General features: G+C 57.2%; 12 protein-coding genes. 11 read left to right on the top strand and 1 reads right to left on the bottom strand.

The window, feature by feature from the left end; translation table 11 throughout:
• Positions 1–41 precede the first annotated feature (41 nt).
• The 11 genes from rfbB (at position 42) to ACF8PE_RS17205 (ending at position 12680) form a co-directional block, all read left to right on the top strand.
• Positions 42–1127, top strand: a complete 1086-nt coding sequence (gene rfbB / locus ACF8PE_RS17255) for a dTDP-glucose 4,6-dehydratase (protein ID WP_016236890.1) — start codon at positions 42–44, stop codon at positions 1125–1127.
• The gene (rfbD, locus tag ACF8PE_RS17250) at positions 1127–2014 is read left to right on the top strand and encodes a dTDP-4-dehydrorhamnose reductase (protein ID WP_392495111.1); all 888 of its coding nucleotides are present in this window, start codon (positions 1127–1129) and stop codon (positions 2012–2014) included. Before rfbB ends, rfbD begins: the two co-directional genes overlap by 1 nt.
• Before the next feature lie 148 nt (positions 2015–2162).
• A complete protein-coding gene (rfbA, locus tag ACF8PE_RS17245) occupies positions 2163–3035 on the top strand; it encodes a glucose-1-phosphate thymidylyltransferase RfbA (protein WP_059308801.1) in 873 nt (290 codons plus the stop codon).
• 52 nt (positions 3036–3087) lie between these two features.
• Entirely contained in the window at positions 3088–3636 is a 549-nt protein-coding gene (rfbC, locus tag ACF8PE_RS17240; RefSeq protein ID WP_059309150.1) for a dTDP-4-dehydrorhamnose 3,5-epimerase, read from the top strand.
• Between the two features lie 50 nt (positions 3637–3686).
• Positions 3687–5690, top strand: coding sequence for a capsular polysaccharide biosynthesis protein (locus ACF8PE_RS17235; RefSeq protein WP_392495110.1), 2004 nt, complete (start codon positions 3687–3689; stop codon positions 5688–5690).
• An 89-nt stretch (positions 5691–5779) separates the two neighbouring features.
• Positions 5780–7024, top strand: coding sequence for a capsule biosynthesis protein (locus tag ACF8PE_RS17230; protein WP_163603634.1), 1245 nt, complete (start codon positions 5780–5782; stop codon positions 7022–7024).
• A gap of 204 nt (positions 7025–7228) precedes the next feature.
• Positions 7229–8116 (top strand): YafY family protein, encoded by an 888-nt coding sequence (locus ACF8PE_RS17225; protein ID WP_151583552.1) that lies wholly within the window; start codon positions 7229–7231, stop codon positions 8114–8116.
• A 218-nt stretch (positions 8117–8334) separates the two neighbouring features.
• Positions 8335–10488: a carbon starvation CstA family protein gene (locus ACF8PE_RS17220; protein WP_032616355.1), complete on the top strand. Its 2154-nt coding sequence runs from the start codon at positions 8335–8337 to the stop codon at positions 10486–10488.
• Positions 10489–10602: 114 nt separating this feature from the next.
• Positions 10603–10806, top strand: coding sequence for a YbdD/YjiX family protein (locus ACF8PE_RS17215; RefSeq protein WP_032616354.1), 204 nt, complete (start codon positions 10603–10605; stop codon positions 10804–10806).
• 10 nt (positions 10807–10816) lie between these two features.
• Positions 10817–11770, top strand: a complete 954-nt coding sequence (gene yjiA, locus ACF8PE_RS17210; RefSeq protein ID WP_117386272.1) for a GTPase — start codon at positions 10817–10819, stop codon at positions 11768–11770.
• Positions 11771–12134: 364 nt separating this feature from the next.
• Positions 12135–12680: a YfaZ family outer membrane protein gene (locus tag ACF8PE_RS17205; protein WP_059308809.1), complete on the top strand. Its 546-nt coding sequence runs from the start codon at positions 12135–12137 to the stop codon at positions 12678–12680.
• Positions 12681–12809: 129 nt separating this feature from the next.
• Here ACF8PE_RS17205 and ACF8PE_RS17200 read toward each other — a convergent pair whose 3' ends face one another.
• Positions 12810–15347 carry a penicillin G acylase gene (locus ACF8PE_RS17200; protein ID WP_392495109.1) on the bottom strand — a complete coding sequence of 846 codons (2538 nt, stop codon included), beginning with the start codon at positions 15345–15347 and terminating at the stop codon, positions 12810–12812.
• Between the last annotated feature and the right edge of the window lie 125 nt (positions 15348–15472).

The raw sequence follows: 15472 nt of genomic DNA, 5'->3' as shown, positions 1-15472 counted from the left end.
TTTAGTGAACATTTCATCCAATAGAAAAAGTAAAAACGCTTATGAAAATCCTTGTAACCGGTGGAGCCGGTTTTATCGGTTCTGCTGTTGTTCGCCATATCATCCGTGATACCCAGGATGCGGTGATCAACCTTGATAAGCTCACCTATGCGGGCAACCTCGAATCGCTGGCTGACGTAGCCGCAAGTGACCGCTACGCCTTTGAGCAGGTGGATATCTGTAATCGCGCGGAGCTGGATCGGGTCTTCGCCACCCACCAGCCGGATGCGGTGATGCATCTGGCCGCTGAAAGCCACGTGGATCGCTCCATTACCGGCCCGGCCGATTTTATCGAAACCAATATCGTCGGTACCTATACGCTGCTCGAAGCGGCCCGCGCATACTGGAGCGAGCTGGATGAAGCCCGCAAGCAGGCGTTCCGTTTCCACCACATCTCCACCGACGAAGTGTATGGCGATCTGCCGCACCCGGATGAAGTGAGCGCAGGTACGGCGTTACCGCTGTTTACCGAAACCACCCCGTACGCGCCAAGCAGCCCGTACTCGGCGTCAAAAGCCTCCAGCGATCACCTGGTGCGTGCATGGCGTCGTACCTATGGCCTGCCGACCATCGTCACCAACTGCTCTAACAACTACGGCCCGTATCACTTCCCTGAGAAGCTGATCCCGCTGGTGATCCTCAACGCGCTGGATGGCAAAGCGCTGCCGATCTACGGCAAAGGCGATCAGATCCGCGACTGGCTCTACGTTGAAGATCACGCCCGTGCGCTCTACACCGTAGTGACCACCGGCGTGGTGGGCGAGACCTACAACATCGGCGGCCACAACGAGAAGCAGAACCTGGACGTGGTGCACACCATCTGCGACCTGCTCGACGAGATGGTGCCGAAAACCGGTTCTTACCGCGACCAGATCACCTACGTGACTGACCGCCCGGGCCACGACCGCCGCTACGCCATCGATGCCAGCAAAATGAGCCACGAGCTGAACTGGCAGCCGCAGGAGACATTCGAGTCCGGCATCCGTAAAACCGTGCAGTGGTATCTGGATAACCAGCAGTGGGTCAACAACGTGAAAAGCGGCAGTTATCAGGACTGGATCGCGAAGAACTATCAGGAGCGTAACTGATGCATATTCTGCTGTTCGGCAAAAATGGCCAGGTAGGCTGGGAACTGCAGCGCGCGCTGCTGCCGCTGGGTCGTATTACGGCGGTGGATTTTGACTCTACCGATTACTGCGGTGACTTCAGCAACCCGGAAGGCGTGGCCGAGACCGTGCGTCTGCTGAAGCCGGACGTGATCGTCAACGCCGCCGCGCATACCGCAGTGGATAAAGCCGAGAGCGAGCGTGACTTCGCCGAGCTGCTCAACGCCACCAGCGTTGCCGCCATCGCTAAAGAAGCCGAGGCGCTGGGCGCCTGGCTGGTGCACTACTCCACCGACTATGTCTTCAACGGCAGCGGTGAAAAACCCTGGGTAGAGACAGACCAGACCGCGCCGCTGAACGTCTACGGCGAAACCAAGCTGGCGGGCGAACAGGCAGCCGCGCTCTGCTCCCGTCATCTGATCTTCCGCACCAGCTGGGTCTATGCTGCCCGTGGCGCCAACTTCGCCAAAACCATGCTGCGTTTTGGTAAAGAGCGTAGCGAGATGTCGGTCATCAACGATCAGTTTGGTGCACCGACCGGCGCAGAGCTGCTGGCCGACTGCACGGCCCATGCGATCCGTATCGCGCAGGATAAACCCGACGTTGCCGGGCTTTATCACCTGATCGCCTCAGGCACCACCACCTGGTTCGACTATGCCCAGCGGGTATTCGCGACCGCTCGTGCGGCGGGCGTTGAGCTGGCTGTCACCCTGGTGAACGCGGTTCCGACCAGCGCCTTCCCGACCCCGGCTAAGCGTCCACATAACTCACGCCTCGATACCAGCAAGTTCCAGCGCACCTTCGGGATGACGCTGCCGGACTGGACGATCGGCGTTGATCGCATGCTGGCTGAAATTCTTGGAAAGTAAACGCATCAAGGTATGCTATGCGTGCCTTGTTTTTGCGACACGGACCTTTGTCAGGGAGCGGCTTTTTTAGCTTCCCTTTACAGCAATCAAACAGATGGTAGTGAGGGCGTTGCGCCCCTCTACAGCAAAACAGAAGAATTGAAGGATTATGAACAAGCGTAAAGGTATTATTCTGGCCGGTGGGTCAGGGACTCGTCTCTATCCGGTCACCATGGCGGTGAGCAAACAGCTGCTGCCAATCTACGACAAACCGATGATCTACTACCCGCTGAGCACCCTGATGCTGGCCGGTATCCGCGATATCCTGATCATCAGCACCCCGCAGGATACGCCGCGCTTCGAGCAACTGCTGGGCGACGGTAGCCAGTGGGGCCTGAATCTGCAGTATAAAGTGCAGCCAAGCCCGGACGGTCTGGCCCAGGCCTTTATCCTCGGCGAAGAGTTTATCGGCGGCGACGATTGCGCGCTGGTGCTGGGCGATAACATCTTCTACGGCCACGATCTGCAGAAACAACTGGAAGCCGCCGCAGCCAAACCTGCGGGCGCCACCGTCTTTGCCTATCATGTACACGATCCTGAGCGTTATGGCGTGGTGGAATTTGACCATGAAGGCACCGCCATCTCTCTGGAAGAGAAGCCGCTGGAACCGAAGAGCAACTATGCGGTAACCGGCCTCTACTTCTATGACAACCGCGTGGTTGAGATTGCCAAAAGCCTGAAGCCGTCGCCGCGCGGCGAGCTGGAAATCACCGACGTGAACCGTATTTACCTTGAGCAAGGCGATCTGTCCGTCGCCATGATGGGCCGTGGTTATGCCTGGCTTGATACCGGCACCCATGAAAGCCTGATTGAGGCCAGCAACTTCATCCAGACCATTGAAACCCGTCAGGGGCTGAAAGTGGCCTGTCCTGAAGAGATTGCCTACCGTCTGAAGTTTATCGATGCCGACCAGGTGCGCAAATTAGCCGCGCCGCTGGCGAAGAATGCTTACGGGCAATATCTGCTGAAAATGCTCAAGTAGTCATCATTAACTCCTGGGGCGTTAAGCCCCATTTATGAATCAGGCCGTAATCATGAACGTAATTCAGACCGCCATTCCAGACGTCTTCATCTTTGAGCCAAAAGTGTTTGGCGATGACCGTGGTTTCTTCTTCGAAAGCTTTAACCACCAGCAGTTCGAAGCAGCCATTGGCCGCAGCGTAAACTTCGTCCAGGACAACCACTCCAAGTCCTCTAAGGGCGTATTACGTGGCCTGCACTACCAGCTGGCACCCCATGCGCAGGGCAAACTGGTGCGTTGCGTGGCCGGTGAAGTGTTCGACGTGGCGGTAGATATCCGTAAAAGCTCCCCGACCTTTGGTCAGTGGGTGGGCGTGCACCTGTCTGGCGAAAACAAGCGCCAGCTGTGGATCCCGGAAGGTTTCGCCCACGGCTTTATGACCCTGAGCGACACCGCAGAATTCCTGTACAAAACCACCAACTACTATGCGCCAGAGAGCGATCGCGGTATCCGCTGGAACGATGAGACCATCGGTATTACCTGGCCTACCATCGACACCGAAATCCTCACCTCTGCCAAAGACAGCGTTGCCAAATCCTTCCCTGACGCAGAGTACTTCTGAGTCCCACGCCCCGCAGTGACGCGGGGCGTTTTCTGATGCACAGAGCGCTAATGAAATTTTACACAGGTTCAGCCGGGATCCTGGCCCGAAAAGCACAGATCGAGCCGATGCTTGGTCGCCCGTTACACACCTTCAGGGCCAGCATGCAGCTGGCGCAGGACGATGTCCTGGTCGGCTGGGGCCAGAAAGCCAATACCCGACAGATCAAACAGAAGGCCCATGAACGCGGGCTGCCGTACTGGCAACTGGAAGATGGCTTTATCGGGTATATCGGCCACCCCGCCAGAGGGGGCAAGGCCGTATCCCTGATCGCCGATCCTGTGGGAATTTACTACGACGCTCGCCAGCCCAGCCGCCTTGAGCAGCTAATCGCTACGCCCTGCGATGCAAAAATGGTGGCGCGGGCGGAAGCGCTGACCCGCGAACTGCTGCGCCTGGGCATCACCAAGTACAACTGTTATGCCGCAGACAGCGGTTTACCCGATGCGCTGGCAGCCCGCCTGCACAACGATCCTCGCCCTAAGGTGCTGCTCATTGACCAAGTGGCGGGGGATCTCTCCATTCCCGGCGCGCTCGCAGCCACTGAGGATTTTGAGGCGATGGTCGCGGCGGCGCGGCGTAACCACCCTGGCGCCCGCCTGCTGCTGCGCACCCACCCGGACACCCGGCTGGGCAAGAAGCGCGGCGTGCTGGCGCAGATGCAGCTGGACGACGTGGAGCGGGTCACCGATCACTGCCATCCCCACGCCCTGCTGAATGAAGTGGAAGCGGTCTATACCGTCTCCTCGCAGATGGGGTTTGAAGCCCTGCTGCTGGGCAAAGCGGTCTACTGCTTCGGCATGCCGTTTTACGCTGGCTGGGGGCTGACCCATGACAGCAAACAATGTGAACGCCGCCAGACGCAGGTGAGCCTGCCGCAGCTGGTGGCAGCGGCGCTAATTCTCTATCCCCGCTATCTGGACCCGGTTCTGGGCCAGCGCTGCGAAGTGGAGCAGGTGCTGCAGATTATTGCGGGTCAGCTGACCCCGGCCCCGCGCTATCGCCGTCTCTATATGGTGGGCTTCTCGCTGTGGAAACGCGCCTTTATGCGCGCCTTCTGCCAGCCGCTGGCCACCGAGCTGCACTTTGTGCGCACCCCGCCTGCCCAGCTGGCAGACGACGAGCAGGTGCTGGTCTGGGGCAGCCGCTACCCTGAACTGGCGAACCCGATCCGCGTGGAAGATGGCTTTATCCGCTCCCGGGGGCTGGGTTCGAATCTTTGCCGTCCTTCCTCGCTCTCCATCGACCCGGTGGGGATCTATTTTGACAGCCGCCGTCCGAGCGGGCTGGAGCAGTTGCTTAATCAGCAGCCGCTCAGCGAGCAGGAGCTGGAACGCGGTGCCGCGCTGGTGGATCTGCTCCGCCAGCATAGAGTCAGCAAATATAATGTCGGTACGGTGCAGCCCTTCACGCCGCCAGGCGACGGGCGTGCGCTGTTGCTGGTAGTGGGCCAGGTGGATGGCGATGCCTCGATCCTGACCGGCAGCCCGGTGATCCGCAGCAACGAGCAGCTGCTGTGGGCGGTGCGCGCCGCCCGGCCGGACGCGCATATCCTGTTTAAACCGCACCCCGACGTGGTGGCGGGCAACCGGGCCGGGGCTATCTCGGCCGAATGCCTGGCACGCTGCGTTGACAGCCAGGTGCTGGATCTCGGCCTGACCAGTCTCTATCCCCATGTCGATGAGCTGCACACCATGACCTCCCTCAGCGGGTTTGAAGCGCTGGTTCAGGGGGTGAAGGTCACCACCTGGGGCCAGCCGTTCTACAGCGGCTGGGGGCTGACCGAAGATATCCATCCTGCTGAACGCCGTCAGCGCACCCTGCCGCTGGCCGCGCTGGTCTATCTGACGCTGGTCGCCTATCCGCGCTACATCGACTGGCAGAGCGGCCTGTGGATGAGCCCTGAACAGCTGATCCGCCAGCTGGCGGTACAGGGAAACTCATCCTCGCAGAAAGCCAGCCGCTGGCAGCGCTGGCAACTCAAACTGAGCTATCTGGCTCAGACGCTTCGCTAGAAAACGAGTTATCCCGATTTATTAAAGAAAAGCGGTCATCAAGTCGCTAACAAACATGTCTCATCAACGGAACCGATCTGGGAAAAACAATGGAAGAGCAAGCTATCCGCCACCTGCTGAATGGCCGTCGGTATCTTTTACTGCAAGGACCGATGGGTCCCTGCTTTTCACGTCTGGCGAGCTGGTTGCAGAGCAGCCACCGCGAAGTGAAGCAGGTCTGCTTTAATGCCGGAGACGCCTGGTATGCCGCGAAAGAGACCGCGCTGCACTACACCGGCTCCGTGAAGAATTTTGCCTTCTGGCTGCGCGAACTGCATAAAACCTACGCCTTCGACACCATCGTCTGTTTTGGCGATTGCCGCCCGATGCACATCGAAGCGAAGAAGTGGGCGCGCAGCAAATCCATCGATTTCCTCGCGTTTGAAGAGGGCTATTTCCGCCCGTACTATATCACCCTGGAAAAAGGGGGGGTGAACGCCTTCTCTTCGATGCCCATCGATGCGAAGTATTATCGCGAGCAACCGCTGCCGGAGGTGAAAACCCCGACGCCGTGGAAACCCAGCGCCTTTAACCGCGCCTCCCATGCCATGCTCTACTACGCGGCAGGCTGGTTTGGTCGCCATCGCTACCGGGGCTATCGCCACCACAAGTCGTTCTCGCCGTGGTACGAGATGCGCTGCTGGTTCCGCGCCGGACGCCGCAAGCTGTGGTATCGCTGGAAGCAGCGCCACATGCTGAGCCATATCACCGGCACGCTGGATAACGAATACTACCTGGCGATTTTGCAGGTCTATAACGACAGCCAGATTATCCACCACAGTCCGTATAAAGACGTGCGTGACTATATCGAAACCGTGATCCGCTCCTTTGCCCGCCATGCGTCAAAAGAGCACCATCTGGTGTTCAAGCATCACCCGATGGATCGTGGTCACCGCTATTACGGCACCCTGATTAACACGCTGATTGAAAAGTACGGCATTCCTGGCCGGGTGATCTATATCCACGATCTCTCCCTGCCCGCCCTGCTGACCCACACCCGCGGGGTGATCACCGTTAACAGCACCGCAGGGCTGTCGGCGCTGATCCATAACAAGCCGCTCAAGGTGATGGGCAAAGCGCTGTACGACATCGAAGGATTAACCTGGCAGGGGCCGCTGAACCAGTTCTGGCAGGCGGACTTCGCGCCCGATAAAAAGCTGTTCCAGCGTTTTCGTACCCACCTGCTCTATCAAACGCAGATCAACGCCGTCTTTTACGGCAAGTCTGACTGGCTCAACATCCCGACCGAAGTCCCTCTGCCGGCACCGCTTGCCGATTCCGAACTCGAACGTTAATTCATCCCCACGCCGGGGAAATTACCCCGGCGGATCCGATCCACACCGCGCTTTTATCCCTCCGTTGTAAAAATCACTAATGTTTATCCCCTTCCTGGCCGTTATAACCTAAGACAAATTTTGATGCCGAATTTTGCACTGACATATTTTGTCAGTCGCACCGGCATAATTCACAGCACTGGCTAAAATAACAGGAAAGCTAATATGACAATTCCGACCAGGAGTCGCTCGGCTGAAAGGTTGGTAGATATTCTGCTGGAGCTTCATTTACACGGCGTGGTGAGCCGCCAGGCATTGATGCATAAATTTAATATTACTGAGCGCACGGTTTATCGCGATCTTAATGCACTTTCGCCCATTGTGGAGCGCTGCGGAGACGGGCAGTACCGGCTTATTCATGCCCGCCCGGGCCATGCAGAACCGGGGTTACATCATGTCATTGCTAACTTTCTGAATGTGGATGACTTTTTCCCGGCAACAGGCCGCGACTTCTGGGACAAGCTGGAGTCACGGGTCGAAGATAACCATATCATGATCTTCGGCAACGATGCCGAGCGTACAGGGCCAAAAGATATTCACAGCCTGTTAGCAGGCTTTGAAAAGGCGATTAAGGGCCAGCAGGTTTGCCATATCCTGTATAAAGGAAAATCGCGACAGATTAACCCCTATAAAGTAATTAACAAAAAGAACATATGGTATTTACAAGCCACCGAAGAAGAGCGTTTGAAATCGTTTTCTTTAAGCCTGGTGCAGTGGCTGGATATTCGCAGCGAAACCTTCACGCCGGATAATGACATCCTCGAACTGCTGGAAAAAAATCGCGATCCCTGGGTTAGCGAAGAGACGTTCGAAGTCGAGGTATTTATTCCCACCCACATTGCGCACTATTTCAAACGCCGCGATCTGCTGCCCGGCCAGGAAATTCTGGCGGAAGATAAGCAGGGCATCACCCTGCGCTGCCATGCCGCCCATGAGAACCAAATCCTGCCGCTGCTCTTCTACTGGCTGCCCAACATTCAGGTGCTGGAACCGGACTGGATTAAGCAGAGATTTGTCGGCACGTTAGAAAACTATCTGGCGAGCGCGGAGTGACTCGCACCTGACAGCGTGATCCCCTTCACACAATTTTACCCCCTGCTGGCGAGCCTCAACCACTCGCCCGCTTCTTTGACCGCTCATCCCGCCATATAACCACTCACCAATTTACTGTCCTTTACGCGCGTAAGGCTCTGGCAAGATCGCCTCAGCATTACTCACTTTCTCTCACAGCGAACCCTGATCCTTTTTCATCTAAAAAACCAGGTTTTATTATGGACATTAAAAAACTACTTAAGCACGTTCCCTGGCTGCTGCTCGGGATCCTCGGTGCCTGTTGTCTTGCCGTGGTCGCCCTGCGCCGCGGCGAGCACATCAGTGCCCTGTGGATCGTCGTGGCCTCGGTGTCGGTCTATCTGGTGGCGTACCGCTACTACAGTCTCTATATCGCGCAGAAGGTTATGAAGCTCGACCCGACGCGTGCCACCCCGGCGGTCATTAACAATGACGGCCTGAACTACGTGCCAACCAACCGCTACGTGCTGTTTGGTCACCACTTTGCCGCCATCGCAGGCGCTGGCCCGCTGGTCGGCCCGGTGCTGGCTGCGCAGATGGGCTACCTGCCGGGTACGCTGTGGCTGCTGGCGGGCGTGGTACTGGCGGGTGCGGTGCAGGACTTTATGGTGCTGTTTATCTCTTCCCGCCGTAACGGCGCGTCTCTGGGTGAGATGATCAAAGAAGAGATGGGCCGCGTGCCAGGCACCATCGCCCTGTTCGGCTGCTTCCTGATTATGATCATCATCCTGGCGGTGCTGGCCCTGATCGTGGTGAAAGCGCTGGCGGAAAGCCCATGGGGCGTGTTCACCGTCTGCTCCACCGTGCCGATTGCGCTGTTCATGGGGATCTACATGCGATTCCTGCGTCCGGGCCGCGTGGGTGAAGTCTCTGTAATCGGTATTGTGCTGCTGGTGGCCTCCATTTACTTCGGCGGCGTGATTGCTCACGACCCGTACTGGGGCCCGGCGCTGACCTTCAAAGACACCACCATCACCTTCGTGCTGGTTGGCTATGCCTTTGTCTCTGCCCTGCTGCCGGTATGGCTGATTCTGGCGCCACGTGACTACCTGGCTACCTTCCTGAAAATCGGCGTGATCGTCGGACTGGCGATCGGCATTGTGATCATCAACCCAGAGCTGAAAATGCCTGCGGTGACCCAGTACGTTGACGGTACCGGTCCGCTGTGGAAAGGCGCCCTGTTCCCGTTCCTGTTTATTACTATCGCCTGTGGCGCGGTCTCTGGCTTCCATGCCCTGATTGCGTCCGGTACCACACCGAAGCTGCTGGCGAACGAAAACGACGCCCGTCTGATCGGTTATGGCGCAATGCTGATGGAGTCCTTCGTGGCGATCATGGCGCTGGTAGCGGCATCCATCATCGAGCCAGGTCTCTATTTCGCGATGAACACCCCACCGGCAGGCCTGGGCATTACCATGCCAAACCTGCATGAGATGGGCGGTGACAACGCGGCGCTGATCATGGCGCAGTTGAAAGATGCAAGCGCCCACGCGGCAGCAACCGTCAGCTCCTGGGGCTTTGTGATCTCCCCTGAGCAGATCATGCAGACCGCGAAAGACATCGGCGAACCGTCGGTTCTGAACCGTGCCGGTGGCGCACCAACCCTGGCGGTAGGTATCGCCCACGTGTTCCACAAAGTGCTGCCGTGGGCAGACATGGGCTTCTGGTACCACTTCGGTATTCTGTTCGAAGCGCTGTTCATCCTCACCGCGCTGGACGCCGGTACGCGTGCAGGCCGCTTTATGCTCCAGGACTTGCTGGGTAACTTCGTGCCGTTCCTGAAGAAAACCGACTCGCTGGTGGCCGGTATTCTGGGTACGGCGGGCTGCGTCGGTCTGTGGGGCTACCTGCTGTATCAGGGCGTGGTCGATCCGCTGGGCGGCGTGAAGAGCCTGTGGCCGCTGTTCGGTATCTCTAACCAGATGCTGGCGGCCGTTGCCCTGGTGCTCGGCACCGTGGTGCTGGTGAAGATGAAGCGTACCAAATACATCTGGGTGACCGTGGTGCCTGCCCTGTGGCTGCTGCTCTGCACCACCTGGGCGCTGGGCCTGAAACTGTTCAGCACCAACCCGCAGCTGGAAGGCTTCTTCTTTATGGCTAACCAGTATAAAGAGAAGATTGCCGCAGGCGGCGGTGACCTGACCGCGCAGCAGATTGCCAACATGAACCATATCGTGGTGAACAACTACACCAACGCGGGTCTGAGCATTCTGTTCCTGGTAGTGGTCTACAGCATCATCTTCTACGGCATTAAAACCTGGATGAAAGTGCGTAACGCCGACGGTCGTACGGATAAAGAGACCCCGTATGTGCCCGTACCGGAAGGCGGCGTGAAGACCTCTTCACACCACTAATCCACAAACAACCCCTCACCCCAGCCCTCTTCCCAAAAGGGAGAGGGTGTCAATATTCCCTCTCCCCTTGGGGAGAGGATCAGGGTGAGGGGCTTTTCCTGTCTGGAACCCGCAATGTTTGGTAACTTAGGCGAAGCAAAAAAATACCTCGGTCAGGCGGCGAAAATGCTGATTGGCATCCCGGACTATGACAACTACGTTGAACATATGAAGACCAACCACCCGGATAAGCCGTACATGACCTACAACGAATTCTTCCGCGAGCGTCAGGAAGCGCGCTACGGCGGAGGAGGAGAAGGCGGCGTACGCTGCTGCTAAAGGAGAGACCATGACACCGATTGCCGTTACCCTGCTCACCGGCTTTCTTGGCGCGGGCAAAACCACCCTGCTGCGCCACATCCTCAACGAACAACACGGCTTTAAAATCGCGGTTATCGAAAATGAGTTCGGGGAAGTCTCCGTTGATGACCAGCTGATTGGCGATCGCGCTACCCAGATCAAAACCCTGACCAACGGTTGCATCTGCTGCACCCGCTCGAATGAACTCGAAGACGCCCTGCTCGACCTGCTCGACAGCCGCGACCGCGGTGAGATCGACTTCGACCGTCTGGTGATTGAGTGCACTGGCATGGCCGATCCCGGCCCGATTATTCAGACCTTCTTCTCCCACGAGATCCTCTGCCAGCGCTACCTGCTGGACGGCGTGATTGCCCTGGTTGACGCAGTACACGCCGACGACCAGATGAACCAGTTCACCATCGCCCAGTCGCAGGTAGGCTACGCCGACCGCATCCTGCTGACCAAAACCGACGTGGCGGGTGAGAGCGAGAAGCTGCGCGAGCGGCTGACGCGCATCAACTCACGCGCCCCGATTTACACCGTGACGCATGGCGATATCGATCTCGCCCAACTGTTTAACACCAACGGCTTTATGCTGGAAGAGAATGTCACCGCGAAGCCGCGCTTCCACTTCATGGCCGATAAGCAAAATGACGTCTCGTCGATTGTGGTTGAACTGGATTACCCGGTGGATATCAGCGAAGTCTCCCGCGTGATGGAGAACCTGCTGCTGTCGTTTGCCGACAAGCTGCTGCGCTACAAAGGGATGCTGTGGATCGACGGCGAACCCAACCGCCTGCTGTTCCAGGGCGTGCAGCGCCTCTACAGCGCCGACTGGGATCGCCCGTGGGGCGACGAGCCGCCGCACAGCGTGATGGTGTTTATTGGCCTGGAACTGCCGGAAGATGAAATTCGGGCGGCCTTTGCGGGCTTGAAAAAATAAATGCTGCACTCCCTTTAATAACCAAAGGGAGTGCCTGTTTTATAACCAAATAACCATGAGTCAATGTAAATAAAGGTTATAAACTGTAAAACTAAAAATAGATGGCGTAATGATAGTAGTGATTATTAATTCGTTTCTGGCTGTTATTAACGCGCTATTCAGTGTCTGTTTAGGCAATAAACTAAATCGATCTTAAACACGGCAAAATCAATGATTGACCCCGCCGCAAATTCACCATTGCGCAACAATATCCCCGAAACAAATTTACACAATCAGCATAAAACCGCGGCCCCCGTCACATTTGCAGTCATAAACATCGCTTGTTAAGGTGCCCTCAGATTAATTTGATGACGAGGCATAAAACATGAAAAAACTGAATATTCTTCTTCTTTCTGCTCTGACCGCTGTATCGGGTTCCGCACTGGCAATGGGCGGTAGCATTGAGCAGGGTAAAAACTTTACCAACCTGAATCTGGAAATGGGGAAATCCTCATCTGGCCTGTATGCAGAGAGCAACTGGCTGAAGAACACCGATGACGGTACCCAGACCGGCGGCGTTGGCGCAGGTTACAACCTGGAAGTTGGCCCGGTGATGCTGAACGCAGGCGCAAAAGCGATCTACATCGGCCCGAAAAAAGGCGATAACGGCGTGGCCTTCCCAATCGGCGGTGGCGTGAACGTTGCGCTGACCGACAGCATCCACGTATACGGTGAAGGGTATGTTGCACCAGACGGCCTGAACAACAGCGTTAAAAACTACGTTGAAGCAAACGGCGGCGTAAGCTGGACGCCTGTTAAACCTGTAACGCTGAAAGTGGGTTACCGCCACGTGAGCGTTGACGGCAAAGACGGTCGTCCAAACCACACGCTGATTGACGGTGCCTATGTTGGCGGCGGTGTGACCTTCTAAGGTTCCGTACAGCCTTTGTTGCCGGGTGGCGCTACGCTACCCGGCCGACAAAACCCAGGCCCGTGCAGGCGCAGCGCCGCCGGGCAACATTGCCCGGTCGCGCTTAGTCAGGGCAAACCACCTCCACGCTTACCGCTGCACCTGTAAAATCTCCTGCGACTCCTGATGCGCTGCCACCTCCTGCGGAGTTAACCACAAGGGTTTACGCCCAAAGGTTTCATACAGTTTCTGCTGATCGCGATAATGTTTATCCGGCGTGCCGTCCGGGGCGATAAAACCACTCTGACCCGGTGCCATCACATCCCACGCCAGCACCGGCGCTTCCTGCGATGTCGGCGAGAAAACAATCATGTCGTTTTCTGTACCGCGATTCTGGTACTCCGCCTGATGTACGGCCTCTTCCGGTGCCGCCTGGGGAACACCAAAGAAGTTATTGGCGCGGAAGGTCAACGCCATCGCCGGGGTTTTCCACTGCGCGATATCAGTGCCGTACTGCTGCGACAGCGTCTGCCAGGTCTGCTGCAGGGCATCAAGGATCACCTCCTGTTGCGGCCTGCCGCCAAACATATCCACCGCCTGCGGGATTGGGGATTTATCACCCTGCAACGCCTCATACAGCAGTTTCGCCCCCACGCTGATATTCAGTGACCCGGTCGGCCCGTCCTGCGTGGTTTCGTAGCCGCTGGCGCTATACCATTTATCGAACGGCTGCGGCACGGCCGCTGCCACGGTCTTTTTCAGCATGCTGGTCAGCCAGACGTTTAAAATCGCCGAACCCGACTGTTGCAGGGTTTTGCCATCATTGTTGAGATGATTCACGCCATCCCAGTCGCTAAGCGATTTCAGCAGCTGCTGGCGCGGATCGCTGGCAGAGAGTTGCGCAGTGGCGTTTTGCAGGGCGGGCAAGAACAGCCGACGGGTGAGATCCTGACGGCTGGTCTGCCGGATCAGATCCCAGGCCTGCTCGTAGGTAAAGGTCGGTTGTTTATCGATAAGCCGGGCGATCTCGGTGACGCGATCCGCTCCGCCCCATAAAAAGGCAAACAGATCTGACGCCGGATACCCCTGCTGGGGCGAGTTGTTCCAGTTGGCGATATAGCCCGATTTCGGGTTATAGACCTTAGGATTGAGATCAAACGGCAGCAGCCCCTGCCAGTCCCACTTCCCGGTTCCCGGCACCGGCAGACGCGGATCGTGTCCCGGCTGGCGCTGCGGGTAAGCCCCGCCATGCACATACCCGATGTTGCCGTCGATATCGGCGTAGTACCAGTTGATGGTCAGCGCCTGCTTCGCCGCCTGCCGGGTCCACTCCTGCCAGTTTTTGGCCTTCATCTGGTGGGTCCAGGCCAGCAGGGATGCCACCTCTTTGCCATCCCAGGCGCGGGCTTTGGCATAGGCCGTCTGGGTGGCGGTGTCGGTTTTGATCACGTTGCCATGCACGGTGCGATAGACGGTAAACGTCTCCGGCTGCCCGTCTTTGACGGCAATGGTTTCCTCCCGGCTGAGCATGCTGACCCACTCGCCGTTATGCAGGTAATACCCCGGTTTATCGGCAGAGAGCTGTTCTGCAAAAATGTCGACATCATCGCCGAAACCGGCCGTTGAACCCCAGGAAATCGTGCCATTGTGGCCGAATACCAGCCCCGGATACGCGAACGGTGTATTGCCGGTAACATCATAACCCGCGCCGTGCAGCCCAATGCCGTAGGTGTAGGCCGGGGCATACCAGCCGAACTGCGGACCGTTGACCATGATCGCTTTCGCATCCTGGGTTTTGCCCTTACCCAGCACCCACATATTGCTGGTGGTGGGATACCCTGCCAGGCCATTGGCACCGCCGTGAGCAAACTGCGCCATGATGGTCTCGCGATTTTGCGCCGACGTCAGCGCGAGCAGGCCGCCGTCATCACCTTTGGCCGGTCGATCCAGCATCGGCGGTGACATATCGTAACGCGGCAACAGGGCGGCGGTTTGCGTGGTGTTGAGATCGAACTTAACCGGATACTGGCTCTCCTGCGGGGCGATGGTGGTGGGCGCCGCCGGATTCACCAGCCATTTCAGCTGGTTAAAGACCGCCATCCCTTTCTCACCGTATTTATCTTTTAGCGCAGTCAGCAGGGCAAGGTTATCGATTTCGCTGGTGGCATCTGAAAAACGGTTCGCCATGGTGCCAACGAAGACCATCGCCACATCAAAGGCTTCCCAGTGTTTCGGCGTGAAGCCAAAGGTCGTGAACTGCTTTGGCAGCAGTTTGTCAGGGTCGCGGTTTACCCGATCGATCCAGGCGTTCATCCCGTCGGCATAGCCCTGCAGAATGGCTTTGTCCTCTGCGCTGAGCGCGGCGATTTGCTGGCGGATTGAATCAGGCCAGTAGTTCTGACGGATATCCTTGTCGAATTTAACAAAGGTCTTGCCGAGGACTTCTGCGACTTGTCCCTGGGTGCTGCGCCGTGCCATCTCCATCTGGAACAGACGATCCTGCGCCACGACATAGCCGTAGCCATAAAAAAGACGGTAGGTATCATCGGCGTAAATATGGGGCATACCGTACTCATCACGTACGATTTTTACTGCGGTTGAGGCGCTTTCCGCCTGCGTTGTCAGAGTCCATGAACAGGCCAGGGAAGCCACAATACAGTTCACGATCATACGGTTTCTGTTTATCATTGTATCCTCTTGCAGGTGTATGATTAGCGAATTCATACTAGCAACAGGCCAATGGTTAGCCAGAATGGCGGGATGGTTTGTCTGCGAACTGTGAGGTGGCTAGCTAATTTACGACACAATTATTA

The organism is Leclercia sp. GLN_9 (assembly GCF_043105735.1).
GTDB lineage: Bacteria > Pseudomonadota > Gammaproteobacteria > Enterobacterales > Enterobacteriaceae > Enterobacter > Enterobacter adecarboxylatus.
The sequence above is the reverse complement of the archived record's forward strand: the minus strand, read 5'-3'. Positions and strand labels throughout refer to the sequence as shown.

What these genes read in the sequence shown, in the direction of transcription:
- rfbB (WP_016236890.1), top strand. Translation starts at nt 42, where the DNA reads ATGAAAATCCTTGTAACCGGTGGAGCCGGTTTTATCGGTTCTGCTGTT.
- rfbD (WP_392495111.1), top strand. Translation starts at nt 1,127, where the DNA reads ATGCATATTCTGCTGTTCGGCAAAAATGGCCAGGTAGGCTGGGAACTG.
- rfbA (WP_059308801.1), top strand. Translation starts at nt 2,163, where the DNA reads ATGAACAAGCGTAAAGGTATTATTCTGGCCGGTGGGTCAGGGACTCGT.
- rfbC (WP_059309150.1), top strand. Translation starts at nt 3,088, where the DNA reads ATGAACGTAATTCAGACCGCCATTCCAGACGTCTTCATCTTTGAGCCA.
- ACF8PE_RS17235 (WP_392495110.1), top strand. Translation starts at nt 3,687, where the DNA reads ATGAAATTTTACACAGGTTCAGCCGGGATCCTGGCCCGAAAAGCACAG.
- ACF8PE_RS17230 (WP_163603634.1), top strand. Translation starts at nt 5,780, where the DNA reads ATGGAAGAGCAAGCTATCCGCCACCTGCTGAATGGCCGTCGGTATCTT.
- ACF8PE_RS17225 (WP_151583552.1), top strand. Translation starts at nt 7,229, where the DNA reads ATGACAATTCCGACCAGGAGTCGCTCGGCTGAAAGGTTGGTAGATATT.
- ACF8PE_RS17220 (WP_032616355.1), top strand. Translation starts at nt 8,335, where the DNA reads ATGGACATTAAAAAACTACTTAAGCACGTTCCCTGGCTGCTGCTCGGG.
- ACF8PE_RS17215 (WP_032616354.1), top strand. Translation starts at nt 10,603, where the DNA reads ATGTTTGGTAACTTAGGCGAAGCAAAAAAATACCTCGGTCAGGCGGCG.
- yjiA (WP_117386272.1), top strand. Translation starts at nt 10,817, where the DNA reads ATGACACCGATTGCCGTTACCCTGCTCACCGGCTTTCTTGGCGCGGGC.
- ACF8PE_RS17205 (WP_059308809.1), top strand. Translation starts at nt 12,135, where the DNA reads ATGAAAAAACTGAATATTCTTCTTCTTTCTGCTCTGACCGCTGTATCG.
- ACF8PE_RS17200 (WP_392495109.1), bottom strand. Translation starts at nt 15,347, where the DNA reads ATGATAAACAGAAACCGTATGATCGTGAACTGTATTGTGGCTTCCCTG.